This is a genomic window from Mycobacterium sp. B14F4, from assembly GCF_039871645.1.
Taxonomy (GTDB): Bacteria; Actinomycetota; Actinomycetes; order Mycobacteriales; family Mycobacteriaceae; genus Mycobacterium.
Map to the genome: position 1 here is coordinate 200,022 of NZ_JBDPMF010000003.1, position 23,242 is coordinate 223,263.

Annotated in this window: 25 protein-coding genes and 1 riboswitch; of the genes, 13 read left to right on the plus strand and 12 right to left on the minus strand. The window is 67.4% G+C overall.

Annotation, left to right across the window (positions count from 1 at the left end; translation table 11 throughout):
• Positions 1-7: 7 nt before the first annotated feature.
• From ABGB19_RS10800 to ABGB19_RS10820, 5 genes are read right to left on the minus strand one after another with little or no spacing between them, the layout of a single operon-like run.
• On the minus strand, positions 8-646 hold the full coding sequence (locus tag ABGB19_RS10800) for an LON peptidase substrate-binding domain-containing protein (protein WP_347685939.1): 639 nt from the start codon (positions 644-646) through the stop codon (positions 8-10).
• Between the two features lie 2 nt (positions 647-648).
• The gene (locus tag ABGB19_RS10805; protein ID WP_347686231.1) at positions 649-1,782 is read right to left on the minus strand and encodes a glutamate--cysteine ligase; all 1,134 of its coding nucleotides are present in this window, start codon (positions 1,780-1,782) and stop codon (positions 649-651) included.
• On the minus strand, positions 1,763-2,476 hold the full coding sequence (locus ABGB19_RS10810) for a superoxide dismutase family protein (RefSeq protein WP_347685940.1): 714 nt from the start codon (positions 2,474-2,476) through the stop codon (positions 1,763-1,765). Before ABGB19_RS10810 ends, ABGB19_RS10805 begins: the two co-directional genes overlap by 20 nt.
• A gap of 10 nt (positions 2,477-2,486) precedes the next feature.
• Entirely contained in the window at positions 2,487-2,948 is a 462-nt protein-coding gene (locus tag ABGB19_RS10815) for a LytR C-terminal domain-containing protein (RefSeq protein WP_347685941.1), read from the minus strand.
• A 50-nt stretch (positions 2,949-2,998) separates the two neighbouring features.
• Entirely contained in the window at positions 2,999-3,307 is a 309-nt protein-coding gene (locus tag ABGB19_RS10820) for a DUF3263 domain-containing protein (RefSeq protein ID WP_112552466.1), read from the minus strand.
• A 130-nt stretch (positions 3,308-3,437) separates the two neighbouring features.
• On the opposite strand from ABGB19_RS10820, the gene ABGB19_RS10825 reads away from it, so the two are divergent.
• Genes ABGB19_RS10825 through ABGB19_RS10835 form a run of 3 tightly spaced genes read left to right on the plus strand, consistent with a single transcriptional unit; the run spans position 3,438 to position 5,824 of the window.
• On the plus strand, positions 3,438-4,031 hold the full coding sequence (locus tag ABGB19_RS10825) for a peptide deformylase (protein ID WP_347685942.1): 594 nt from the start codon (positions 3,438-3,440) through the stop codon (positions 4,029-4,031).
• Positions 4,032-4,039: 8 nt separating this feature from the next.
• Positions 4,040-4,951 carry a GNAT family N-acetyltransferase gene (locus ABGB19_RS10830; protein ID WP_347685943.1) on the plus strand — a complete coding sequence of 304 codons (912 nt, stop codon included), beginning with the start codon at positions 4,040-4,042 and terminating at the stop codon, positions 4,949-4,951.
• A gap of 57 nt (positions 4,952-5,008) precedes the next feature.
• The gene (locus ABGB19_RS10835; RefSeq protein WP_347685944.1) at positions 5,009-5,824 is read left to right on the plus strand and encodes an exodeoxyribonuclease III; all 816 of its coding nucleotides are present in this window, start codon (positions 5,009-5,011) and stop codon (positions 5,822-5,824) included.
• 3 nt (positions 5,825-5,827) lie between these two features.
• Here ABGB19_RS10835 and ABGB19_RS10840 read toward each other — a convergent pair whose 3' ends face one another.
• Entirely contained in the window at positions 5,828-7,540 is a 1,713-nt protein-coding gene (locus ABGB19_RS10840; protein ID WP_347685945.1) for an MFS transporter, read from the minus strand.
• A 124-nt stretch (positions 7,541-7,664) separates the two neighbouring features.
• Positions 7,665-7,774, plus strand: a riboswitch (TPP riboswitch).
• Here ABGB19_RS10840 and thiC point away from each other — a divergent pair.
• The 10 genes from thiC to ABGB19_RS10890 all read left to right on the plus strand — a co-directional run bounded on the left by thiC (position 7,769) and on the right by ABGB19_RS10890 (position 16,709).
• Positions 7,769-9,403, plus strand: a complete 1,635-nt coding sequence (thiC, locus tag ABGB19_RS10845; RefSeq protein ID WP_347685946.1) for a phosphomethylpyrimidine synthase ThiC — start codon at positions 7,769-7,771, stop codon at positions 9,401-9,403. Its footprint overlaps the riboswitch before it by 6 nt.
• Positions 9,400-10,236, plus strand: coding sequence for a bifunctional hydroxymethylpyrimidine kinase/phosphomethylpyrimidine kinase (gene thiD / locus ABGB19_RS10850; protein WP_347685947.1), 837 nt, complete (start codon positions 9,400-9,402; stop codon positions 10,234-10,236). Before thiC ends, thiD begins: the two co-directional genes overlap by 4 nt.
• Positions 10,233-10,856: an alpha/beta family hydrolase gene (locus tag ABGB19_RS10855; protein ID WP_347685948.1), complete on the plus strand. Its 624-nt coding sequence runs from the start codon at positions 10,233-10,235 to the stop codon at positions 10,854-10,856. The genes thiD and ABGB19_RS10855 overlap by 4 nt, the downstream gene beginning before the upstream one ends.
• 54 nt (positions 10,857-10,910) lie before the next feature.
• Entirely contained in the window at positions 10,911-11,639 is a 729-nt protein-coding gene (locus tag ABGB19_RS10860) for a septum formation family protein (RefSeq protein ID WP_347685949.1), read from the plus strand.
• Between the two features lie 41 nt (positions 11,640-11,680).
• Positions 11,681-13,168: an NAD(P)/FAD-dependent oxidoreductase gene (locus ABGB19_RS10865; protein WP_347685950.1), complete on the plus strand. Its 1,488-nt coding sequence runs from the start codon at positions 11,681-11,683 to the stop codon at positions 13,166-13,168.
• A gap of 19 nt (positions 13,169-13,187) precedes the next feature.
• The gene (locus tag ABGB19_RS10870; RefSeq protein ID WP_347685951.1) at positions 13,188-13,463 is read left to right on the plus strand and encodes a hypothetical protein; all 276 of its coding nucleotides are present in this window, start codon (positions 13,188-13,190) and stop codon (positions 13,461-13,463) included.
• A gap of 82 nt (positions 13,464-13,545) precedes the next feature.
• Positions 13,546-13,770 (plus strand): hypothetical protein, encoded by a 225-nt coding sequence (locus ABGB19_RS10875; protein ID WP_347685952.1) that lies wholly within the window; start codon positions 13,546-13,548, stop codon positions 13,768-13,770.
• A gap of 13 nt (positions 13,771-13,783) precedes the next feature.
• Positions 13,784-14,125 carry a hypothetical protein gene (locus ABGB19_RS10880; RefSeq protein ID WP_347685953.1) on the plus strand — a complete coding sequence of 114 codons (342 nt, stop codon included), beginning with the start codon at positions 13,784-13,786 and terminating at the stop codon, positions 14,123-14,125.
• 15 nt (positions 14,126-14,140) lie between these two features.
• Positions 14,141-15,373 (plus strand): APC family permease, encoded by a 1,233-nt coding sequence (locus tag ABGB19_RS10885; protein WP_347685954.1) that lies wholly within the window; start codon positions 14,141-14,143, stop codon positions 15,371-15,373.
• Between the two features lie 46 nt (positions 15,374-15,419).
• The gene (locus ABGB19_RS10890; RefSeq protein ID WP_347685955.1) at positions 15,420-16,709 is read left to right on the plus strand and encodes a solute carrier family 23 protein; all 1,290 of its coding nucleotides are present in this window, start codon (positions 15,420-15,422) and stop codon (positions 16,707-16,709) included.
• On the opposite strand, the gene ABGB19_RS10895 is transcribed toward ABGB19_RS10890, so the two are convergent.
• The 6 genes from ABGB19_RS10895 to ABGB19_RS10920 all read right to left on the minus strand — a co-directional run bounded on the left by ABGB19_RS10895 (position 16,663) and on the right by ABGB19_RS10920 (position 23,238).
• A complete protein-coding gene (locus ABGB19_RS10895) occupies positions 16,663-18,120 on the minus strand; it encodes a M28 family peptidase (protein WP_347685956.1) in 1,458 nt (485 codons plus the stop codon). The two genes, ABGB19_RS10890 and ABGB19_RS10895, sit on opposite strands and share 47 nt — an antisense overlap.
• Entirely contained in the window at positions 18,117-19,637 is a 1,521-nt protein-coding gene (locus ABGB19_RS10900; RefSeq protein ID WP_347685957.1) for a M28 family metallopeptidase, read from the minus strand. Before ABGB19_RS10900 ends, ABGB19_RS10895 begins: the two co-directional genes overlap by 4 nt.
• An 83-nt stretch (positions 19,638-19,720) precedes the next feature.
• A complete protein-coding gene (locus tag ABGB19_RS10905; RefSeq protein ID WP_347685958.1) occupies positions 19,721-21,031 on the minus strand; it encodes an HTTM domain-containing protein in 1,311 nt (436 codons plus the stop codon).
• The gene (locus ABGB19_RS10910) at positions 21,028-21,351 is read right to left on the minus strand and encodes a hypothetical protein (RefSeq protein ID WP_347685959.1); all 324 of its coding nucleotides are present in this window, start codon (positions 21,349-21,351) and stop codon (positions 21,028-21,030) included. Before ABGB19_RS10910 ends, ABGB19_RS10905 begins: the two co-directional genes overlap by 4 nt.
• A gap of 220 nt (positions 21,352-21,571) precedes the next feature.
• Positions 21,572-22,330 (minus strand): ABC transporter permease, encoded by a 759-nt coding sequence (locus ABGB19_RS10915; protein WP_347685960.1) that lies wholly within the window; start codon positions 22,328-22,330, stop codon positions 21,572-21,574.
• The gene (locus ABGB19_RS10920) at positions 22,327-23,238 is read right to left on the minus strand and encodes an ATP-binding cassette domain-containing protein (protein ID WP_347685961.1); all 912 of its coding nucleotides are present in this window, start codon (positions 23,236-23,238) and stop codon (positions 22,327-22,329) included. Before ABGB19_RS10920 ends, ABGB19_RS10915 begins: the two co-directional genes overlap by 4 nt.
• Between the last annotated feature and the right edge of the window lie 4 nt (positions 23,239-23,242).

Below are 23,242 nucleotides of genomic sequence, written 5' to 3' on the forward strand. Positions count from 1 at the left end.
AAGCCCGTCACTCCCCCGCGGACAGCTGGAACTCGACCATCGCGGTGACGGTCTCGACGGCGTCGCGCAGCGCCGCCAGTCGCTCGGCGGCGCTCGGCGCGGCCAGCACGGCGTAGCGGTCGGCCTGGCCCATCGGCAGTCGGGAGGTCAACGCGTACAACCACTTTCCGACATCACCGGAAGCGTCGGCGCCGGCAACGATGTCACGGGCGTTGACCTCGGCGCCGCGCGCGGCGGCGATCCGCTCGAACAGCGCGACCACGCGGTCCTCGACGTCGCGGATGGCGTCGATGTCGACGGCGGCGCCGGGCTGGTCCGGCCATGATTCGATCGCGGCCCGCGGGTACGGGTTGTCCGGTTGCCACTCGAGCACCCGGATCCGCTCGCCCATCACGCACCGCAGCCGGTAACGGCCGTCGCCGAAGTCCGCGCATTCGGCGATGCGGGCCAGCGCACCGACGTCGCTGCGCATGTCGCCGCCGCCGACCTCACGGCCCGCCTCGATCAGCACCACGCCGAATGCCGGATCGTCCAGCGTGAGACAGTCGGAAACCATTGCGGCGTAACGTGGTTCGAAGATGCGCAGCGGCAGCTCCTCGCCGGGCAGCATGGCCACCTGCAGCGGGAACATCGGGACGGCGGCCATGGCTAGATGTCCAACTCCGCGACGAGCGCGTCGACCACCGCCCGCAGGTCGCCGTCGTGCTCCTCGGCGACACGGCGTTGCCGCTGATACGACGCGCCGGTCCGATAGATGTCGGCAACACGAGCGAGTTCGTCGGCGCAGTGCAGTGACCGCGCGACCGGCTCGAGGCGGTTCAGCAGATCGTCGAGATCCTCGGTCACCAACCGCTCATTGCTGTCCGCGTCCAGGATGATGACCGCGTCGAGACCGTAACGCGCTGCGCGCCACTTGTTTTCCTGCACGTGCCAGGGCGGCATGGCCGGCAGCCTCTCGCCGGCCTCGAGTCGACGGTCGAGGTCGACGATCAGGCAGTGCGTCAACGCCACCAGCGCGCCCAGCTCCCGCAGGTTGGAGACGCCGTCGAAGATCCGGACCTCGACCGTGCCGATGTGCGGGGAAGGCCGTATGTCCCAACGGATCTCGTTCATGTGATCGATGATCCCGGTCTTCTTCTGGTCGTGCACGAAGCGCTCCCACTCCGCCCACGTCTGGAAATGGAACGGCAACCCGGCCGTCGGCAGCTGCTGGAACATCATCGCCCGGTTCGAGGCGTAGCCGGTGTCTTCGCCGTCCCAGAACGGGGACGACGCCGACAGCGCCAGCAGGTGCGGGTAGTGGTTGAGCAACGAGGTGATGATCGCCATCACCTTGTGCGCCGAGGAGATTCCGACGTGCACGTGCACACCCCAGATCAGCATCTGCCTGCCCCACCACTGGGTGCGCTTGATCAGCTCGGCGTAACGCGGTGCGTCGGTCAGGCTTCCCGGGGACCACTTCGCGAACGGATGCGTGCCCGCGCAGAACAACTCCATACCGCGATCGCGGACGATCTGGCGCGCCGTGCCCAGAGTGGTGCGCAGGTCCTCCATCGCCTCCGGTACGGATTCGCAGATGCCGGTGACGATCTCGACGGTGTTGCGCAGCAGCTCCTTGTGCACGCGCGGATTGTTCTCGCCGAGTTCTTCGATGACCCCGGTGGCCTCGTTGCTCAGGCCGCGGGTTTCCGCGTCGACGAGAGCGAACTCCCACTCGACCCCGACCGTCGGCCGGGGCGAGCCGATGAAATCGATGCGGCTGCTAGCCGGTACGGATAACACCGCATGCCACCCGAGCGCCGGCGTCACCGGTCGCCAGAGTGGCCTGGTCCGGCGGCGGATCGCCGTTGACCTGCTGGTAGCGCTCCGGTGGGATGTTGGCGAAGTTGTCCGCCTTCTCGTGGATGATGATCGCGGTGCCTTCGCCGTCGGTCAGTTCCTCGGCGGTGAACGCGTCCGTCGTCGTCACCAGCATCGCGGAGCCGTCCTCGCGCACCTGAAGCGACGACAGGTCGCCGCTGGCGGGGTGACCGCTGCGGCCCGGCACCTGGAAGTGCCCACCCGCAGAGTTGAAGTTGCCCGGCGCGCCGCCGGCCGGGGCGACCGAGTTGGCCTCGCACTTGCCGACCTGGTGGATGTGCATGCCGTGGAAGCCGGGCGTCAACTCTTCTGGCGCCGTGGTCCGCACGGTGACCGTCGCGTAGTCACCGGTGAACTGGATCTCCGCCGTGGCAACCGGGGTGCCGTTGGCCAGCTTCAACTCGGCGGTCAGCTTCTCACCGCTGGGCTGGCTCTCGGCCTGGCCCTCCGCCGCCGGACCGCCGTCTTCGCCGGGCGGTGCGGACGGTGCTGGGGAACCGGTCCAGATCGACGGCGTGGTGCCGGGCGTACTACTGGGTGTCTCGGGTGCGGAACAGGCACTCAACGCGAGTGCGGGCACAACGAACGCAGCAGCGGCAGCAACGGTCTTGAGCATGAAGCAGAGCCTAGCCGGTGACCACTACCACCACGCCCGGTGGCTGGTCGGCAAGCTCGGGCACGCGTGGTTCGACCGGAGCCTCGAGCAGTCGGCCCACCTCCTCGGCGGCTTCGCGCTCGCCCGGCGCGTCGCTGAAGTAGACCGTGGTGGCTGTGACGTCCGGCAGTTGCAGGTTCCCGGTCTCGGTGACGTTCCACTCGGCGTCGCGCAGGCGGTTCGCCACCCCCTCGGCAGCGCCCGGCACCTCCGAGATGTTGAAGACCCGCACGTCGGCCCGGGCCGCTTCGGGAGCTTGCGAACTGGTCGGGGTGCTCGTCATGGTCGTCGTGGCGATCGGCGACTGCGCGTCGCCCTCGTCATCGCCGGAGCCCATCGCCTGGAAGCCGACCAACAGGAACACCACGCCCAGAAACAACAGCACCATGACCATGGCACGAAGAGGCAGGCCGGACGAGTCTCGCTGGTTCATTGCGCCCACCTTATCGAGATGCGCCGCCGGCACCGAAGACGCAGGAGGACTCAGGTGACGTCGAAGCCGAGTCGCCGCGCCGCCCGCGCCTTCTGCCTGCTTGCCCGCAACCGACGTAGCCGCTTGACCAGCATGGGGTCCGCCGCCAGCGCCTCCGGGCGGTCGACCAGCGCGTTCAGCACCTGGTAGTAGCGGGTGGCCGACATCGAGAAGAGTTCCTTGATGGCGTCTTCCTTTGAGCCGGCGTACTTCCACCACTGTCGCTCGAAGGCCAAGATGTCGTGCTCGCGACGGGTCAGCCCGTCGGAGAGATCAGAGTCGTCCCCAGATTGCTCAGTCCGCGCGATCGCGCCGTCCATATCGCTTGTGGACCCTTCCGACAAATGACATCGCTGTAGTTCGGCGCTCATTCAATCACGGGTTTGCACCCTGACGCGTCAGACATGCCCGCGAGTCTGCACGCAATGCTTGCCCACTTAAGCTTGCCGAATGGCCGTCGTACCCATTCGCATCGTAGGAGATCCGGTCCTGCACACCGCGACCGAGCCGATTCCCGTCGGCGACGACGGTTCGCTGCCCGCCGATCTGGCGGACCTGATCACCGATCTCTACGACACGATGGACGCCGCGAACGGTGTGGGTTTGGCCGCCAACCAGATCGGCGTCTCGAAGCGGGTGTTCGTCTACGACTGCGCCGAGGAGCGCGGCAGGACGACGCGGCGGCGCGGAGTTGTCGTCAACTCGGTGCTGGAGACCTCCGAGGTGCCCGAGACGATGCCCGATGACGACGACGACGACGAGGGTTGCCTGTCGGTGCCCGGGGAGTCGTTTCCGACGGGCCGGGCGGACTGGGCCCGGGTCACCGGACTGGACGCCGACGGCGCACCGGTCACGCTGGAGGGCACGGGACTGTTCGCCCGGATGCTGCAGCACGAGACCGGCCATCTCGACGGCTTCCTGTATCTGGATCGGTTGGTCGGCCGACATGCCCGCAGCGCCAAGCGAACGGTGAAGTCACACGGCTGGGGCGTGCCGGGATTGACGTGGATGCCCGGCAAGGACCCCGACCCGTTCGGCCACTGAAGTCACTGATGCGTTTCCCCTCTCTGGGGTCGCGGGTGATCATCCGCTACCGACTGCCCGCCGGCACCTCGCCGCCGCTGACCGATGTGGTCGGCCATCTGGTCGAGGCAGGCCCGACACTTCGGGTGCAGACGAAGCACGGTGACATCGTCGACGTCGGGGCCGACGACGTGGTGATCATGAAGGTGCTCCCCGCCGCGCCGGTGCGCACCGCCGACATCCGCAACCTCGAACATGCCGCGGCGCTGGCGTGGCCGGGTCTCGAGCACCGATGGCTCGACGGCTGGCTGCTGCGCGCCGCCGACGGTCACACACACCGCGGCAACTCGGCCGTGCCGTTGGGTTTCGACGCCGACGCGTCGGCGCTGCCGGCCATCGTCGAGTGGTACGCCGAGCGGGGACTGGCGCCGTGGCTGTCGATCCCGGACAGGTTGTTCCGGCTGTGGCGCGGCGAGCCGCACCTCGACACCGTGGTGATGACGTGTGACGTGGCCGCCGAGGCGGAAGCTGCCGACGGGGTGACGCTGGCCGCCGTCCCGGACGACGAGTGGCTGCGGGTCTACCAACGGGATGTCCCGGTCGAGGTGCTGACGGCGGTGGTCGACGGCGAGGCGGTGTTCGGATCGATTGGCGGTGCGGCCGTCGGACGCGCGGCGGTCACTGCCTCCCCCGATGGCACACGGTGGGTCGGGCTGTCGGCGGTGCGGGTCGATGAATCGCAACGCCGTCATGGCCATGCCCGCAGGCTGTGCGCCGCTCTGCTGGCATGGGGCGCCGAGCACGGCGCGACACGCGCCTATCTGCAGGTGCTGACCGACAACCACGCCGCAGCAACCCTTTTCGAGTCGATGGGCTTCCACATCCAGCACCACTCTCGATACCTCTCGGCCGAGACGCTTCAGAAGGGTGGTAAATGGTAGTTGGCGGCGAACCAGGCTGGGTGCGGCGACAATCGCCGCCTCAGTAGTGTCGGTGGGGTGCGAATCGCCACCTGGAACGTGAACTCGATTCGGGCCCGGGTCGATCGCGTCGCGGACTGGCTGGAGCGGGCGGACGTCGACGTGCTGGCCATGCAGGAGACCAAGTGCTCCGACGAACAGTTCCCCTACATGCCGTTCCTCGCCGCCGGCTACGAGGTGGCGCACTGCGGGTTCAACCAATGGAACGGTGTGGCGATCGCCTCCCGGGTCGGCATCGAGGACGTGCAGGTCGGGTTCGAAGGCCAGCCGACCTGGAGCGACAAACCGGACATCGAAGCGGCCGCCGAGGCTCGGGCCCTCGGCGCGACGTGCAACGGGGTGCGGGTGTGGAGCCTGTATGTGCCCAACGGTCGCTTCGTCGGGTCGCCGCACTACGCGTACAAGCTGGAATGGCTTGCCGCTCTGCGTGATACAGCCCAGAAGTGGCTCTCGGACGATCCGGCGGCACAGATCGCGATGATGGGTGACTGGAATATCGCGCCGACCGACGAGGACGTGTGGAGCGTGGAGTTCTACCGCAACAGCACCCACGTCACCGAACCGGAACGCGCGGCGTTCGACGCAATCGTCGAGGCGCGTTTCACCGATGTGGTGCGGCCATTCGCACCGGGACCGGCCGTATTCACCTACTGGGACTACACGCAGCTGAGGTTCCCGAAGAACCGGGGCATGCGCATCGACTTCATCCTCGGCTCACCGGCATTTGCCCAGCGCGTCACGCACGCCGAGATCGTCCGCGACGAGCGCAAGAGCGGCAAGGACCGGATCGGAGCGCCCAGCGATCACGCACCCGTCCTAGTCGAATTGGGATAGCCGTCAATCCTGCTCGGCGTAACGGCCCGGGTTGAACAGCGACGCGATCAGTCCGATCACCATCATCACCGCGGCGGCGACGAACACCACGACCAGGCCGGCGTGGAACGGTTCGGTGATCAGCTGCGGGAAGAAGGTCTGCCCCGTCAGCACCTCGACGTTGACGCCCGGTTGCTGCAGCGCGTGATAGGGCTCGAGCAGTTCGGCCATCGGGTTGTAGCCCAGGAACGCGGCGAACAGGCTGCCGACCGGCGGCAGGTTGGCCACCTCGTGTGCCACCGACGCCGAGACGCCCTGCTCCTGCAGTCCCGTGCTCAGCGCACCGGGCAGCGTGTTGGCCAGGCCGACGATCATGAGCGAGAAGAAGATCCCGATCGACAGCGACGAGCCGGCGTTGAAGAACGTCGCCCGCACCCCCGATGCCGCCCCGCGTTGGGCCGGCGGCACGCTCGACATGATCGCCGCGGTGTTCGGGGCGGTGAAGATCCCGCCGCCGAAACCGTTGAGGAAGATCAGCAGAGCGAACACCCAGTAGTCGAAGTCGACGGGGATCATCACCAGCGCGATGAACGAGACGCCCATCAGCACCATCCCACCGACCGTGAACGGCCTGGCGCCGTAACGGTCGGACAGCGATCCCGCGATCGGTCCGGCGATCAGGAAGCCGACGGTGATCGGCAGCATGTAGATCGCCGCCCACAGCGGCGTCGACTCGAACTCGTAGCCGCGCAACGGAAGCCAGATGCCCTGCAGCCAGACGATGAGCATGAACTGCAGACCGCCCCGACCGACCGACGACATCAGCCCGGCGAGGTTGCCCATGCCGAACGCCGTGGACTTGAACAGCCGGACGTCGACCATCGGCTGCGCCACCCGCAACTCGATGAAGCAGAAGCCGGCCAACAGCAGCACGCCCGCGGCGATCGCGCCGAGCACCCACGGGTTGGTCCAGCCGGTACTCGAATTCCCGTACGGCTGAATGCCGTAGGTGATGCCGACCAGCAGCACGGTCAACCCGACACCGAATGCCAGGCAGCCCGCCCAGTCCAGCTGCCCGGGCGTGCGCACGCCGACCTCCTTGAGCGAGCGCATGCTCCAGACGGTGCCGAGGATGCCGATCGGCACGCCCACCCAGAAGATCGCACGCCAGTCCCACTCGGCCAGCACACCGCCGATCAGGAGCCCGAGGAAAGACCCGGCCACCGCGGCGACCATGTTGACGCCGAGCGCCATGCCGCGCTGGTTGGCGGGGAACGCGTCGGTGAGAATCGCCGACGACGACGCCATCAGCATGGCGCCGCCGACGCCCTGCACCACCCGCCATGCGATCAGCCAGATCGCGCCGCCGTCGAGGTGGAACGGATCGAACGACAGCGCGATCGCCGCGACGGTGAAGACCGCGAACCCGATGTTGTAGATCCGAACCCGGCCGAACATGTCGCCGAGCCGACCGAACAACACGACCAGCACGGCCGTCACCACCAGGTAGCCCATCAGCATCCACAGCAGGTAGCTCACGTTGGCCGGTGCCAGCGGGTTGAGTCCGATGCCGCGGAAGATCGCGGGCAGGGAGATCAGCACGATCGACGCGTTGATCGTCGCCAGCAGCGTGCCCAGCGTGGTGTTCGACAGCGCTATCCACTTGTAGGACGGGTGAGCGTGAGCCACGGACGCGGCGCCGGTCGCCACCGGGGGCTTCGTCGCTTCAGTCGTCATCCACTTCGCTTACGGATCCATGGCGCCACAGGCGCACAAAACACATATATTAGCTATATAAAGCATCTGCGAGCAATTCGCATTCCCTCCTCCCCCACGGGCCGGGGCTGCGCTAGCGTGGCTAGCGTCCGCACACGGGAGCGCACACCAAGTGCGCTGAGAGGACGGGTGGGCCCGTCGACCGTACGAACCTGACCGGGTAATGCCGGCGTAGGGAGAATGACAGAAATGACGAGTACTGCCGTCAACCCGTCCGTGACCACCGGCCCCATCGCGGGCAGCACCAAGGTCTACCGCGATCTCGACGGAGTTCCGGGGGCGAAGGTGCCGTTCCGCCGGGTGCACCTGTCCAACGGTGAGCATCTGGATCTGTACGACACGTCCGGCCCGTACACCGATCCGGATGCGGTGCTGGACCTGACCGCGGGTCTACCACCGCGTCCTGGCGTCGTGCGAGACCGCGGCACGCAGCTGCAGCGCGCGCGCAACGGAGAGATCACCGCGGAGATGGCGTTCATCGCCGAGCGCGAGGGAGTGCCCGCCGAGTCGGTCCGCCACGAGGTCGCCGCCGGCCGCGCGGTGATCCCCGCCAACCACAACCATCCGGAGTCCGAGCCGATGATCATCGGTAAGGCCTTCGCGGTGAAAGTCAATGCCAACATCGGCAATTCGGCGGTCACCAGCTCGATCGCCGAAGAGGTCGACAAGATGGTGTGGGCCACGCGGTGGGGCGCCGACACGATCATGGACCTGTCCACGGGCAAGGACATCCACATGACCCGCGAGTGGATCCTGCGCAATTCGCCCGTGCCCGTCGGCACCGTGCCGATCTACCAGGCGCTGGAGAAGGTCAACGGCGATCCGGCGGAGCTGACGTGGGAGATGTACCGCGACACCGTGATCGAGCAGTGCGAGCAGGGCGTCGACTACATGACCGTGCATGCCGGCGTGTTGCTGCGCTACGTGCCGCTGACCGCCAAGCGCGTCACCGGCATCGTCAGCCGCGGCGGGTCGATCATGGCCGCGTGGTGCCTGGCACATCACCGGGAGTCGTTCCTCTACACCCACTTCGACGAGCTCTGCGAGATCCTGCAGCGCTACGACGTGACGTTCTCGCTCGGTGACGGTCTGCGGCCGGGCTCGATCGCCGACGCCAACGACGCCGCCCAGTTCGCCGAGCTGCGCACCCTGGGCGAGTTGACGAAGATCGCGAAATCGCATGGCGTGCAGGTGATGATCGAAGGGCCGGGCCACGTCCCGATGCACAAGATCGTCGAGAACGTGCGACTCGAGGAAGAGCTGTGCGAGGAGGCGCCGTTCTACACCTTGGGCCCGCTGACCACCGACATCGCGCCGGCCTACGACCACATCACCAGTGCGATCGGCGCGGCGATCATCGCCCAGGCCGGCACCGCGATGCTGTGCTACGTCACCCCGAAGGAACACCTCGGCCTGCCGGACCGCAAGGATGTCAAGGACGGGGTGATCGCGTACAAGATCGCCGCGCACGCAGGCGATCTCGCCAAGGGACACCCGCACGCACAGCAACGCGACGACGCGCTGTCGCGGGCCCGCTTCGAGTTCCGGTGGAACGACCAGTTCGCGTTGTCGCTCGACCCCGACACCGCGCGCGAGTTCCACGACGAGACTCTGCCCGCCGAGCCCGCCAAGACCGCGCACTTCTGCTCGATGTGCGGCCCGAAGTTCTGCTCCATGCGCATCACGCAGGACGTCCGTGACTACGCCGCCAAACACGGCCTCGACAGCGAGGAGGCGATCGAGGCGGCCCTCCAAGAGGGGATGGCCGAGAAGTCCAGGGAGTTCGCCGAACACGGCAACCGCGTGTACCTGCCGCTGGCATGACCTACCTGCCGCTGGCCGAACCGGGCACCACACCGGTGCGGGTGATGACGATCGCCGGGTCGGATTCCGGCGGCGGCGCCGGCATCCAGGCCGATATGCGCACCTTCGCGCTGCTCGGGGTGCACGGTCTGGTGGCGGTCACCGCGGTGACGGTGCAGAACTCGATGGGCGTCAAGGGTTTTCACGAAATCCCGGTGGAGGTCATCGCGGGCCAGATCGACGCGGTGGCGACCGACATCGGCGTGCAGGCAGCCAAGACCGGCATGCTGGCGTCCTCGGAGATCATCGACACGGTGGCCGACGCCTGGCGCCGGCTGGGACTGACGGGCACGGTGCCCTTGGTCGTCGACCCGGTGTGCGCCTCGATGCACGGCGATCCGCTGCTGCATCCCAGCGCGCTCGATTCGCTGAAACGGCAACTGTTCCCGCTGGCGACGCTGGTGACACCGAACCTCGACGAGGTTCGCCTGCTCGTCGGCATCGAGGTCGTCGACGACGCCACGCAGCGGGAGGCGGCCCGCGCACTGCATGCGCTGGGACCGCAGTGGACCCTGGTGAAGGGTGGTCATCTGCGGTCGTCGACGCAGAGCCCCGACCTACTCTTCGACGGCACCGAGTTCCACGAGTTCCACGCCACCCGCATCGACACCGGCCACGATCACGGCGCGGGAGACACCTTGGCGGCCGCCGTGGCCAGCGCGCTGGCACACGGATACTCCGTGCCGGACGCCGTCGCGTTCGGCAAGCGCTGGGTGACCGAATGTCTGCGCGCCGCATACCCGTTGGGGCACGGCCACGGTCCGGTGTCGGCGCTGTTCAGGCTGGGCGAGTGACACTCGAGCAGATCGCGGGTATCGCCCACGAACCCGATGGCACGCCCGCCGGTGTCGTCGTGCTCACCCACGGCGCCGGCGGCAGCCGGGAAGCGCCGCTGCTCAAGAAGATCTGCGACGAGTGGGCCCGCCGCGGCTGGCTCGCGGTGCGCTACAACCTGCCCTACCGGCGGCGACGCCCCAAGGGGCCGCCCTCGGGCTCCGCGACGTCCGACCAGGCGGGCGTGGTCGAGGCCGTCGCGCTCGCGCGCACGTTGGCCGACGGTCCCGTCGTCGCGGGCGGACACTCCTACGGCGGCCGGATGACCTCGATGGCGGTGGCCGAGCGCGCCGCGGACGTCGACGTCTTGACACTGTTCTCCTATCCACTGCACCCGCCGGGCAAGCCGGAGCGCGCGCGCACCGAACACCTGCCGCTGATCGCGGTGCCGACGGTGTTCACGCACGGCACCGCGGACCCGTTCGGTTCCATCGACGAACTGCGGCAAGCGGCGGGCCTGGTCGATGCCCGCACCGAGGTCGTCGAGATCACCGGTGCCCGACACGACCTCGGCTCAAAGAACCTCGATGTGCCCGCAGTCGCGGTCGACGCTGCCCTGCGCCTGTTGGCTGCGCGCTAGGGACCCGCACGTCGATCCGCAGCCAAACCGCAGCGGCCGCGTTACTGTGCTCGCGTGACAACGCCCCCGGGCCCTCCGCCGCCGCCGCACGGACCTCCGTCGACCCCCTACGGCGAGCAGCAGCCGAACCCCTACCCGCCGCCGCCCGCCGCGTCGTATCCACCACCTCCTCCGCCGCCCTACTACTCGCAGGACGCGCCCGGGTACTACGGGCAGCCGCCCGCAGAGAAGAAGACGAACGTCTGGGCGATCCTCGCGCTGGTCTTCGGATTGATCGGCGGCGTCGTCATCAGCGTGGTCTGCGGCATCGTGGGCCTGAAAAAGGCGAAGGAGGGCCAGGGCGGGCGAGGGCTGGCGATCGCCGGTCTGGTGCTGTCCGCGCTGTGGGTCGGAGTGGCCATCATCGCCGTCATCTTCTTCCTCGTCCTTGGCAACGGCACCGTCACCGCGACCGACGTCAAGGTGGGCGACTGCCTGTCCGAGATCCCCGGCGACACGCGGGTGATGACCGTGCAGACGATCGGCTGCGAGGAACCGCACGCCGGAGAGGTCTTCGCCGTGTTGCTGATGCCCGAGGGGGACTTCCCCGGCCAGGCCGCGATCGACGAGTACACCGACAGGTGCAGCCCCGAACTGGCCAGCTACTCACCCGCAGCGATGGAGGACGACACCGTCCAGATGTACGTGCTCTATCCCACTGCCGAAACGTGGGCGCAGGGCGACCGCGCCGTCACCTGCATCGCGACGCTTGACCCGCCGAGGACGGGCTCGATCAAGGGCTGAGCCGTCGCTGATGTTCGCGGTACCTGGGGTACCGTGCGGGCATGACTTCGGAGCGATTCGACGCTGTCATCGTGGGCGCCGGTTTCGGGGGTATCGGCGCGGCCATCCAGCTCAAGCGGATGGGCTACGACAACTTCGTCATCCTCGACCGGGAGGACGACCTCGGTGGCACCTGGCACGTCAATCACTACCCCGGCCTGGCCGTCGACGTGCCCACCACCACCTACTCCTACTACTTCGAACCGAACCCCAACTGGTCGCGCCTGTTCTCCGCCGGCAGCGAGATCAAGCAGTACGCCGACGACGTCGCCGACAAGTACGACGTGCGCAGGCACATGCGGTTCAACACCACCGTCGAGAGCGCCCGGTGGGACGAGGATGCCAAGGTGTGGCGGGTCGCGCTGGCCGGCGGGCAGACGCTGAGCACGCGCTACCTAATCACGGCGACCGGTTTCCTGTCGCAGCCGCACACCCCGGACATCCCGGGCATCACCGGTTTCGAGGGCAAGGTCATCCACACCACGGCATGGGACGACACCTATGACCTCGACGGTCGCCGCGTCGCGATCATCGGAACCGGTGCGACGGCCGTGCAGCTGATTCCGGAACTGGCCAAGAAGGCCGCCGACCTGACGGTCTACCAGCGGACCCCGATCTGGGTGGTGCCCAAACTCGACTTCCCGATCTCTGAGCGGGCCAAGCGGCTGTTCGCCCGCGTGCCGCTGACGCAGCGGGCGATCCGGATGGTCACCGACGCGCTGTACGAGTTCTTCATCTTCGTCGGACTGCACCACCGCCAGACCCTGTTCCGGCGCCTCAACATCACCGCCTCCGACCTGGCCAAGATGCACCGCTTCTTCTCGATCAGGGATCCGGAACTGCGCAGGCAGCTGACGCCGGACTACGACTTCGGCTGCAAGCGCCCGACGTTCTCCAACAGCTACTACCGGGTGTTCACCAAGTCCCATGTGCACCTGCAGAGTTCGGGGATCGAGCGCATCGAGCCCGACGGCATCGTCGCCAACGATGGAACCAAGACCGAGATCGACACGCTGGTGCTCGCCACCGGGTTCGACCTGTGGGAGGCGAACTTCCCGGCCATCGAGATCGTCGGCCGCGAAGGCCGTAACCTCGGAAAGTGGTGGCGCGACACCAGGTTCCAGGCCTATCAGGGCGTCTCGATGCCCCTCTTCCCGAACCTGCTGAGTTTGGCCAGCCCCTACGCGTTTCTCGGGTTGAACTTCTTCAACACCATGGAATACCAGATGCGCCACATGGAACGGCTGTTCGGCGAGGTCAAGCGCCGCGGGGCGACGACGTTCGAGGTGACCGAGCAGGCCAACACCCGTTACCTGGACCGGATGACGGAGTTGATCGGCGATTCGGTGTTCACCGTCGGCAACTGCGCGACGTCGCGGTCGTACTACTTCAACCCGAGCGGGGAGGCGACGCTGCTGCGGCCGATGGCCACCCGACAGGCCATCAAGGAAGCCTCGCAGTATCCGTTGAGCGATTACCAGATCGCGTGACAGGAAGGAAACGACAGCCGTGACACAGGATTCGGGAAGCGGTTCGCGCGCGGCCACATTGGCGGGACTGGGCCTCGCAGGCGTCGGCCTGTCGCACTTCGTGAAACCACAGCTCTTCGAGTCCGTCACGGCACAGGCGTTTCCGCGCAACACCCGTCAGTACATCTACCTCAACGGCGGCATCGAGACCGCCATCGGGCTCGGTCTGGCGGCGCACAAGACCCGCAAGCTGGCGGTCCTCGGCACCTTCGGCTACCTCGCCTACCTGGCCGGCAACGCCGCACGCAACCGGTAGCCGACCCACATATCGGCCCACTTGGTCTGCAAAATATCGACAATGGTGTGATCTAGCGCAGAATGCCCATTAACATAATGGGATGCTCAGCGCGCTGCGCAGGCTGCTCGGCTTTCAGGTGACGGTCGGCGAGTTGATCGTCGTCGCCCTGGTCGTCGGCACGCCCTACCTGATCGTCGGTGCGTTCTGGGCGACCACGCACACCGAACACCTGGCACAGATGGCCGGCCTCGACCTGATCGTCTCCTATCTCGGCTCGATCGTGTCGTGGCCGGTTCTGCTGTTCGCCGACGTCTGCATGACATGAACGGGGGACCACCATGCAGGACCGACATCATCGACTCGCCTACACCGGCATCGTGTCCGCGGTGGTGCTGGCCGTCAGCCTGCTGGCGCTGAACTTCCCGGTCTACCTGGACTCCTACGACCAGTACGGCTTTCAGATCGAGTGCGGAACGGGCTATGTCACCGATCTGACCCAGTCGGCGGCGGCGGTCGGCGGCCAGAGCTACGTCGAGCAGTGCGAGACCGCCCTGCTTCTGCGGCGGATGTGGACCGTACCCATGGCGGTCCTCAGCGGAGCGGTACTGCTCGCCGTGCTCGTGGCCTCTGCCGCCACCTCGGCCCGCGAATCTCTGGTGCCGCACCGCGACAACAGTTGATCTAGCATTCTCGCCGTGAGCACGCCGCCGAACGGCCCTGCGCTGCAGCGGCGGCTCGGCACCTTCGACGCGGTGGTCATCGGGCTGGGCTCGATGATCGGCGCGGGCGTCTTCGTCGCACTGGCGCCCGCCGCGGCCGCGGCCGGCTCGGGGTTGCTGATCGGCCTGGCCGCCGCCGCGGTCGTCGCCTACTGCAACGCCACCTCGTCGGCGCGGCTTGCCGCGCTGTACCCACAGTCCGGCGGGACCTATGTCTACGGCCGCGAACGCCTCGGCCCGTTCTGGGGCTACGCGGCGGGATGGAGCTTCGTGGTCGGCAAGACCGCGTCGTGTGCGGCGATGGCGCTGACCGTCGGCTACTACGTCTGGCCCCAATGGGCGCACGCGGTGGCGGTGGCTGCCGTCGTCGCGCTGACCGCCGTGAACTACGCGGGGATCCAGAAGTCGGCGATGTTGACCCGGGTCATCGTCGCGGTCGTGCTCGCGGTGCTGGCCGCGGTCGTCGTGGTCATCGCCGGCTTCGGCGCGCCCGACGGCGCGCGACTGGCCTTCGGATCCGATGTCACGGTGAGCGGAGTGCTGCAGGCCGGCGGGTTGTTGTTCTTCGCGTTCGCGGGATACGCGCGCATCGCCACGCTCGGTGAAGAGGTCCGCGATCCGGCCCGCACCATCCCGAGGGCGATCCCCATCGCGCTGGGCATCACCCTCGTCGTGTACGCCGTCGTCGCGGTCGCCGTCATCGCCGCACTGGGCAGCGAAGCGCTGGCGGCGGCGACCGCGCCGCTGGCCGACGCGGTGGCCGCGGCCGGACATCCCGCATTCGAACCCGTCGTCCGGGCGGGCGCGGCGGTGGCCGCGCTGGGCTCGCTGCTGGCGTTGATCCTCGGGGTGTCGCGCACGACGCTGGCGATGGCTCGCGACCACCACCTGCCGCCCGCACTGGCGGCCGTGCACCCGCGATTCAACAGCCCGCACCGCGCCGAGATCGCGGTCGGGGCGGTGGTGGCGACGGTTGCGGCGCTGGTCGACGTGCGAGGGGCGATCGGATTCTCGTCGTTCGCGGTGTTGCTCTACTACGCGATCGCCAATGCCGCCGCGTTCACGCTGGGCCGCAGGGTGATTCCGGCCCTCGGGCTGGCGGGCTGCCTGCTCCTGGCCTTCACCCTGCCGGCGACGGCGGTGCTCGCGGGCACGGCCGTCGTCCTCGTGGGCGCCGCGGTCTACGGTGTCCGTCGCATCGCGACCTAGGCGGCTCCGTCGGTGTAATGAGCGTTCACGGACAAAGATATGCACCGTGATTCCGCTGACATGGAAACAGGTCGACGCCCGACCGGATGACGACTTCGTCGTCGCGCCCGACGAACGCCTCGGTTGGGGCCGCACCGTAGGTCTCGGCGCCCAGCATGTGGTCGCCATGTTCGGCGCCACCTTCCTGGTGCCGGTACTGACCGGCTTTCCGCCCGCCACCACCCTGCTGTTCTCCGGTGTCGGCACCGTGCTGTTCCTGCTCATCACGGGCAACCGGTTGCCCAGCTACCTCGGGTCGAGCTTCTCGGTGATCGCGCCGGTCACCGCGGCCGTAGCGTCGCACGGGACCGGCAGCGCGCTGGGCGGACTGGTGGCGGTGGGGCTTGCGCTGATCGCGATCGGCGCGGTGGTGCACCTGGTCGGCACGCACTGGATCGACGTGACACTGCCGCCTGTGGTGACCGGCGCGATCGTCGCGCTGATCGGGTTCAACCTCGCGCCCGCGGCGAAGGCGAACTTCGAGAAGGGCCCGCTCGTCGGCCTCGTGACCCTGGTGCTGCTGGTGGCGGCGCTCGCCTTCTTCCGCGGCATCATCGGGCGTCTGGCGATCTTCCTGGCGGTGGTCACCGGTTACGTGCTGGCGCTGATCCTCGGCGATGTCGACACGGCGGCCATCGCGGCGGCCCCCTGGGTGGGCCTGCCCGAGTTCCAGACGCCGACCTTCACGCTGGCGGTGTTGCCCATGTTCCTGCCCGCGGTGATCGCGCTCGTGGCCGAGAACATCGGCCACGTCAAGTCGGTCGGCCAGATGACCGCGACCGACGTCGACCCGGTGATGGGGCGGGCGTTGGCGGCCGACGGCGTGGCGACCACCCTCGCCGGGTTCGGCGGCGGGTCGGCGACCACGACGTACGCCGAGAACATCGGCGTGATGGCGGCGACACGGGTGTATTCGACTGCGGCGTACTGGGTTGCGGCGGCCGTCGCGATCGTGTTGTCGCTGTGCCCGAAGGTCGGCGCGGCAATCTCCGCGATCCCCGCGGGCGTGCTCGGCGGTGCCACGGTGGTGCTCTACGGGCTGGTCGGAGTCCTCGGGGTGCGGATCTGGTTGACCAACCGGGTCGACTTCGCCAAGCCGCTGAACCAGATGACGGCGGCGATCCCGTTGATCGTCGGGATCGCCGACTTCACCTGGCATGCAGGCAGTTTGACGTTCACCGGAATCGCGCTGGGATCGATCGCCGCGCTCGTGGTGTACCACGGCATGCGACTGCTGGGTCTGCGGCCGGCTAGCGAGCGAGCCGCTGCCGTTGATCCCGAGGCGGAACACCGTTGACCCCGTCGACCGCCTGCGCGTAGGCACCGACGGCGAAGGCCACGGCCGGGCCGAGCACCGACAGCGCCTTGCGGTCGACAGTGTCGATCTTGTCGCGCGGCGTGCGGTAGTTCGGGTCGAACGGGATCCCCGCCTTGCCGCCCCAAAGGCGGGCCTGCACTTCGGTTTTCTGCTGGGACGCGCCCGCGGTCAGACCACCGATCGGAATTCCGGCCGTGAGGAAGGGGTAGTAGTCGGTGGCCTTGGCCAGCGGCATGTCGGCGGGGCGAACCCCAGCGGCGTTGAGGTGGCCGGCGAGCGTCCGTTCGATGCCCGCCGATCCCTCCGGCACCGACCGCAGCGGAATCTCGGGGTTGGGCTGCGCGGACTGGTCGCCGTCGTAGGTGAAATAGCCGGCGTTCGGCGAGCCGAGCATGTCGAAGTTGAGGTAGAGCGCGATGTCGGTCAGTTCGTCCCGCGACAGACTGTGGACGTATCTCGTCGGACCCGCATGTCCGTTCTCCTCCGACGCCCAGAACGCGAAGCGCACGGCGTTGGAGATCTGCGGTTCCGCACCCAACGCGGCTGCCGTCTCCAGCAGCGCGGCAACCCCGGTCCCGTCGTCGTTGACGCCGGGGCTCGTGGCCGCGCTGTCGAGGTGTGCGCCGGCCACGACGATGTTTCCGGTGTACCCGGTCTTGGTCTGTGCGACGACGTTTCGAGTCTTCTTCATGACGGGCTTGCTGTCGAGGATCAGGCGCACGGGTGCGTTGGTGCGGCGCAGGGCGGCGTCGGCGTCGGGGTTGATTACACCGACGGGCAGGGTGAGCTCCTGGTAGTAGCCGGGGGTGAACAGCCCGGGCGGGCTGCCGCTGGTTCCCTGGGTGTTGACGATGAGCAGCCCGACGGCCCCTTCGGACACCGCGGCGTTCTGTTTGTCGACGACCGAGCAGCCGGTGTCGTCGACGACGGCGATTGCGCCCTTGACCGACCTACCGCCGTAGTCGGCGGTCCGACAGCCGGCCGCCTTCTGGGGCCGCAGCGCCTGGGCGTTCAGCCCCCCGGGCGGCGTGGTGATCAACAGGGAGGCCTGGTCGGCACGGAAGGTGCGTCCGGACACCCGTAGTGAAGGGCTGCCACCCTCCGTGCGGTCGAGCACCTCGAACTCCGGGGTAAAGACATCAAAGCCCTTGTCGCGCAGGAACTGCGCGACGTAGTCGATGCTGGAGTCGTAGCCGGGTGTGCCCTCGGCCCTGGTGCCGTTGTCGGCGTCGGCGATCTCCTGAAGCTTTCGCAGGTGCGTGTACATACCGTCCGCGGTGACCGCCGCCGCCAGCTCTCGAGCCAGGGCGTCGGCCGCCGGGTCGGAATCGCCCGACGAGCATGCCGTCAGTACCGCGACGACCCCGATTACCGCCACCCACCGTCTCATGATGCGAGCGGGTGGCGCGTGCGGTCGTCGCGGATCGGGACACCGTTGCGTCCGCCTTGGTCTTGTGCGTAGACGCCCACGGTGTATGCCACGCCCGCGCCGTTGATCTCGAGCGCGGTGCGGTCGATGTTCTCCAAGGTGTCCGACTCTTTGTGGTAGTTGGGATCGAAGGGCTCATCGGCGTCGCCGCCCCAGCGCTGGGCCTGCTCGGGGGTCATCTTGGCCTCGGCGCCGGTGAACACTCCCCCGACGGGGACGCCCGTCATGGCGAAGCCGTCGTAATCGGAGCGGCCGTCGAATTCGGTGTCCTCGGCCGGCTTGCCGGCGGCATTCAGGTAGGCGACCAGGGTGCGTTCGATGCCTGCGGAACCTTCGGGGATGCGGCTGGCACCTCCGCCGTTGGGATCGGGCGGCGCGGACAGGTCGCTGTCGTAGGTGAAGTACCCGGGGTTCGGCGATGCGAGCATGTCGTAGTTCAGGTACAAGGAAATGTCTTTCAGCTGTTCGAGATCCAGCGATTGCAGGTAGTTGTTCGACCCGAGCAAGCCGACTTCCTCGGCGCCCCAGAACCCGAAGCGCACGGCGTAATTCACCTCGGGGGAAGCGCCGAGTTGCAGCGCGGTCTCCAGCACGGCGGCCACGCCGGAACCGTTGTCGTTGATGCCGGGCCCGTCGGCCACGCTGTCGAGGTGGGCGCCGACCATGACGACGTTGCCGGTGTCGCCGGTCTTCGTCTGGGCGATGACGTTGCGGGTCTGCTCCACACGCACCCCGGCGTTGAGCTTGATGGTGGTCTGGCCGGGGTCGGCCCGCAGTCGTTCCCCGGATTCCTTGGTGACGCTGATGACGGGAATCTTCACGTCGGTTTCCTCGCCGAGTGTGCCGCCCATCTCGTCCTCGATCTCGTTGTTGGCGACGATGAGTGCCACAGCGCCGCGCTCGGAGGCGGCCGCCTCCTTCTCGGAGAACTGGCAGACGCCGCGGTCAACCAGCACGATGGCGCCGCGTACGGGCAGGCCGTCGTAGTCGGTGGCCGTGCACCCCGGCGAGTCCTCGACGCGGGCGAGCACCAGCGGGCCGGAAACCCCCTCGGGTGGGGTGCCGATGGTGAAGTTCAGGGGTTTCGCCGTGATCTTCGCCCCGTTGACGGTTAGCGCGGGTTCGTCGGCGAAGGGTAGCCGCACCTCGAATTGCGGGGTCTGCACGTCGAAACCCTTGTCGCGGAGGGCGTTAGCCACATAGTCGACGCTGGCGTCATAGCCGCGCGTACCGAGGGCGCGGTTGCCGTCGTTGTTGTCGGCGGTCTCCTGCAGTTTGGCCAGATGGGCGTACAGGGCGTCGCCGGTGGTCCGCCGCGCCAGGGAGGTTGCGAACTCGGTGGCAGCCGGGCTGGTACCGGTCGGGGCGGTCGGCGGTTGCCTCGTCGGCTCCGGTCGCTTGTCACCGCCACATCCGGCCAGTACGACGGCGGCGGTCGCCAGCAGCGCGACGGTTCTCGACAACGATGTATGCCTCATCGCCCACCACGTTAGCGCCGGTCGGCCACGTCGCGGTCCAGCACGCGTCCAGACGAAGTGTGCCCAGCTTCGGCTGGACGACGTCACGTCGTGTGACCGGTTAGTTCCCCGTTTCGACGAGGCGTGTCGGGCCGGCGGGCATGGCGGCCCGTCGGCGCATCGTCCGGTTGAATGAAGCGTGCGGGAACAGGCACCCGGACGGTATCTGGGACCCGATGACGATGGTCATAGACTCGTTCTGCGTCCCGGACTTCGGTTGAGTGCCCCGGCTGCGTGCGCTCCGGTTCAGCCGAACGCCTGACGCCGTTGATCGGTTCAAGTGTTCTACGCGAGGCACCAATCGGAGCGACCGTCGGCTCATGCGCACGTCTGTGCAGGTCTTGGTGTTCGAGGGCCAGCTGGTCATCGCCCTCATCCCGGGCGTCCTCCTCATCGACCAAAGGCGCAACCTTGCGCCGGCGGGTCAGCCGCGCACTGACCTCATCAGTCAACTGCTTCAACTTATCGACCATCGTCTTCACCCGGTCGGCGGGAATGAACGCCAGGTACAAGACGAACATGGCGAAACTGAAGAGTCCGACCGCGATCGTCACGGTGATCGACAGATGCAGCACGACGCCTGCAGCGAGTACCCATGGGCGCCATCGTCGATTCCAGACAAAGATGCCGATGGCCAGCTCGATGACCAGCGTGCCCCACGTCATCACGTTCATAAAAGTCAAATTGCCTGCCACCCAGTCAGGAAGTGGCAACACCAGCATGTCGTACTGACGTAAGGAGTACGACACTGCCGTGCCGTTCTGCCAAGTCTCGCCGCGCAATTTCGCGACGACGATGGAGATGTAGATGATCGAGACTTGTATCTGCAGTAGCCGCAGTGCCCAGATCTGACGATCCTGTGCCGACCAGAATGCCCCGGTGCGCCGCCGCTGGTCAAGGGATAGCGCCGCTCCGCACGGTGCCAGAGCGATGAAGAGCGCTTCGATGCGCAGCAGCATGTCGCCGGCGTTGAACACCCAGGGATTTCGCCGCTCGAAAGAGACAATCAGGATGAAAACAAGGATTGCCGCCAACCTGCTGTGCCAACCCACAGTCAGAGCGATCGCCGCGACCATGAGGACGATCCATCCGACGAGCAGCGCATTGTCGCTGGGAAAGAGCTCGAAGACAGTCCAGGTGTATGCCTGGGACGGGGTGCGCGGAAGCACTCCCTCGGTACCAAAGCGAATGTAGAGATTGGTCTTGAGCTCAATCGCCCACAGGACGACCAGCGCACCGAACACAATTCGGACCAGCCCGATGGTATATGCGGGCTCAACGCGGAACCAGAATCCCCTCCACGCCTGTGACAGCGCGTGTCGTCGTTGCCGAATGTCTCCCGCCTGCAGCATCATTTAGGCCTTACGACCTTCGCGCTGTACAACACTTTTCGAACCTTCTTGGGCTCGCCCTGGCCCGGAAGCGGCAGTGTCTCGGTCTGCATGATGATGATCACGTGGGCGGGCCGCACCTTCTCGGACTTGTCCGTCACCTGGCGTACGACCCATTGCGCGAAGCCGGGACGGAGCGTCTTGTGCTTGATCACAGCCTCTTTCAGCTTCCGCCAGCGATACTCGGGCAACGACCGGTCGGCATCGAGCCGCCATACGCGATCGTCACCGTTGCTCAGAACGCGGCGAGGCTCGGGTACTGTCGTTCGCAAGTTCTGGCACACCGGATCGCCGAATTAATTGACGAACGCGCAGATCAGATCTTGAACAGCCGTTGCTGACCATCGCGCAGTCGAGTCGCGCGAGTACGTGTCATCCGCCCCAATAGTCACGAAAGCATCAAGCTGATTATTTGCCGCACTAGGGCCGAAAGTCCCATGGCGAGCGTTCTCGGCACCGTCTCACCGTTAAGCCCCAGCCCGCCGACACCCCCGTCAGCGACGGCTACGCGTCTCGCACGTTGACCGCGGCGATCGCCGCACCCAGCACCGCCGCGAGCACGGCGACGAAATACGCCAGCGACCCCAGCGGACCCCACGGCATCGCATAGACGGGATAGAGCCACGGGACGTCGATGAAGATGAAGACGTTCGCGAACGGCAGGTAGGGCCCGACCTGCGGACCCACCTCCGGCAGGTTGCCGAGCATCGGTTCGACGACCAGAGGCCACAGCAACAGCACCGCCACGGCGCCGGGGCCCGCCCGCACCAACGCGCCAACCCCGACTCCGAGCGCCGTCGCCAAGGCCGCGTAAAGCGCGATCGCGGCCGCCAGGCGCCACACTCCGGCCGAGGCCGGTGACAGTTCGACCGCACCGCCGGCAGCCGCGAGAACACCGGCCAACGCGATGGCCGTCACCGTCAGCGCCGCCGCAAAGGCCGCCGAAAATACCGACACCACAACAAGTTTGGTCAACAGAACGACTGTCCGGTTCGGAACCGCGATGAACGTCGTGCGGATCATTCCGCTGCGATATTCGGACGTCACCGTCATCGACGCCAGCACCATCAACACCGGCACCCCGAAGACCGCGATCCCCAGGGCCGCTCGTTGCGGATCCAGCGGCGCAGACGCATGCGAGAGCACACCCTGCAGCGCGGCCAGCGCAAGGCTGAGCACCGCGACAACCAGCGAGATCCATACCGACGACCGGGTCGTGGCCAGCTTGATGCGCTCTGCGTCGAGTACCGCGAGCGCGCTCACGATCCGACCGTCCGGTACTCGACGGACTCATCGGTGAGCTTCATGTACGCCTCTTCCAGGGAGACCTGCAGCGGACTCAGCTCGTGCAACGTGATGCCGTTACGCGCAGCCAGGTCGCCGACGACCTCCATCGAAGCGCCGCGGACCAACACCGCGGAGTCCTCCGGCGCCAACTCAACCGCCAACCCCGCGGCCGCGGCCGCACGACGCAGCGCGTTCATGTGCGGACTTCGCACCCGGACGGTCTCGCCGCCGGAGCGGCTGACGAAGTCGGACACCGATGTCGACGCGATCAGCCGGCCCCGGCCGATCACCACCAATCGGTCCGCGGTGTTGGCCATCTCGGCCAGCAGATGACTGGACACGAAAACCGTTCGCCCTTCGGCGGCGAGCGACCGCATCAGTGTGCGCACCCACCGGATTCCCTCGGGGTCAAGGCCGTTCACGGGCTCGTCGAAGAGCAACACCGGCGGGTCACCCAGCAGCGCGCCGGCGATGCCCAGCCGCTGACTCATGCCGAGCGACAGTGTCCCGGCCTTCTTGCCCGCCACCGAGCCAAGACCGACCATCTCCAGAACCTCATCGACCCGCTCGCCCGGGATGCGATTGCTGGCCGCGATCCATCGCAGGTGGTTACGCGCCGAGCGGTTCGGGTGAGCCTGCCGCGCATCCAGCAGCGCCCCCACGCTGCGCAGCGGATCAGCCAACCGTCGGTAAGGCACCCCGTCGATCGTCGCGGTGCCCGACGTCGGGTGATCCAACCCGAGGATCAGTCGCATGGTGGTGGTCTTGCCCGCGCCGTTGGGTCCGAGGAAGCCGGTGACGACCCCGGGTTCGATAGAGCACGTCAGGCCGTCGACGGCGCGCGTCCTGCCGAATCTCTTGGTCAGGCCCGCCAACTCGATCATCGGC

Bases quoted from the DNA above. Each gene is read 5' to 3' on its own strand.
- ABGB19_RS10800 (WP_347685939.1), bottom strand. From the start codon at position 646: ATGGCCGCCGTCCCGATGTTCCCGCTGCAGGTGGCCATGCTGCCCGGC.
- ABGB19_RS10810 (WP_347685940.1), bottom strand. From the start codon at position 2,476: ATGCTCAAGACCGTTGCTGCCGCTGCTGCGTTCGTTGTGCCCGCACTC.
- ABGB19_RS10815 (WP_347685941.1), bottom strand. From the start codon at position 2,948: ATGAACCAGCGAGACTCGTCCGGCCTGCCTCTTCGTGCCATGGTCATG.
- ABGB19_RS10820 (WP_112552466.1), bottom strand. From the start codon at position 3,307: ATGGACGGCGCGATCGCGCGGACTGAGCAATCTGGGGACGACTCTGAT.
- ABGB19_RS10825 (WP_347685942.1), top strand. From the start codon at position 3,438: ATGGCCGTCGTACCCATTCGCATCGTAGGAGATCCGGTCCTGCACACC.
- ABGB19_RS10830 (WP_347685943.1), top strand. From the start codon at position 4,040: ATGCGTTTCCCCTCTCTGGGGTCGCGGGTGATCATCCGCTACCGACTG.
- ABGB19_RS10840 (WP_347685945.1), bottom strand. From the start codon at position 7,540: ATGACGACTGAAGCGACGAAGCCCCCGGTGGCGACCGGCGCCGCGTCC.
- thiC (WP_347685946.1), top strand. From the start codon at position 7,769: ATGACGAGTACTGCCGTCAACCCGTCCGTGACCACCGGCCCCATCGCG.
- thiD (WP_347685947.1), top strand. From the start codon at position 9,400: ATGACCTACCTGCCGCTGGCCGAACCGGGCACCACACCGGTGCGGGTG.
- ABGB19_RS10865 (WP_347685950.1), top strand. From the start codon at position 11,681: ATGACTTCGGAGCGATTCGACGCTGTCATCGTGGGCGCCGGTTTCGGG.
- ABGB19_RS10875 (WP_347685952.1), top strand. From the start codon at position 13,546: ATGCTCAGCGCGCTGCGCAGGCTGCTCGGCTTTCAGGTGACGGTCGGC.
- ABGB19_RS10880 (WP_347685953.1), top strand. From the start codon at position 13,784: ATGCAGGACCGACATCATCGACTCGCCTACACCGGCATCGTGTCCGCG.
- ABGB19_RS10895 (WP_347685956.1), bottom strand. From the start codon at position 18,120: ATGAGACGGTGGGTGGCGGTAATCGGGGTCGTCGCGGTACTGACGGCA.
- ABGB19_RS10900 (WP_347685957.1), bottom strand. From the start codon at position 19,637: ATGAGGCATACATCGTTGTCGAGAACCGTCGCGCTGCTGGCGACCGCC.
- ABGB19_RS10905 (WP_347685958.1), bottom strand. From the start codon at position 21,031: ATGATGCTGCAGGCGGGAGACATTCGGCAACGACGACACGCGCTGTCA.
- ABGB19_RS10920 (WP_347685961.1), bottom strand. From the start codon at position 23,238: ATGATCGAGTTGGCGGGCCTGACCAAGAGATTCGGCAGGACGCGCGCC.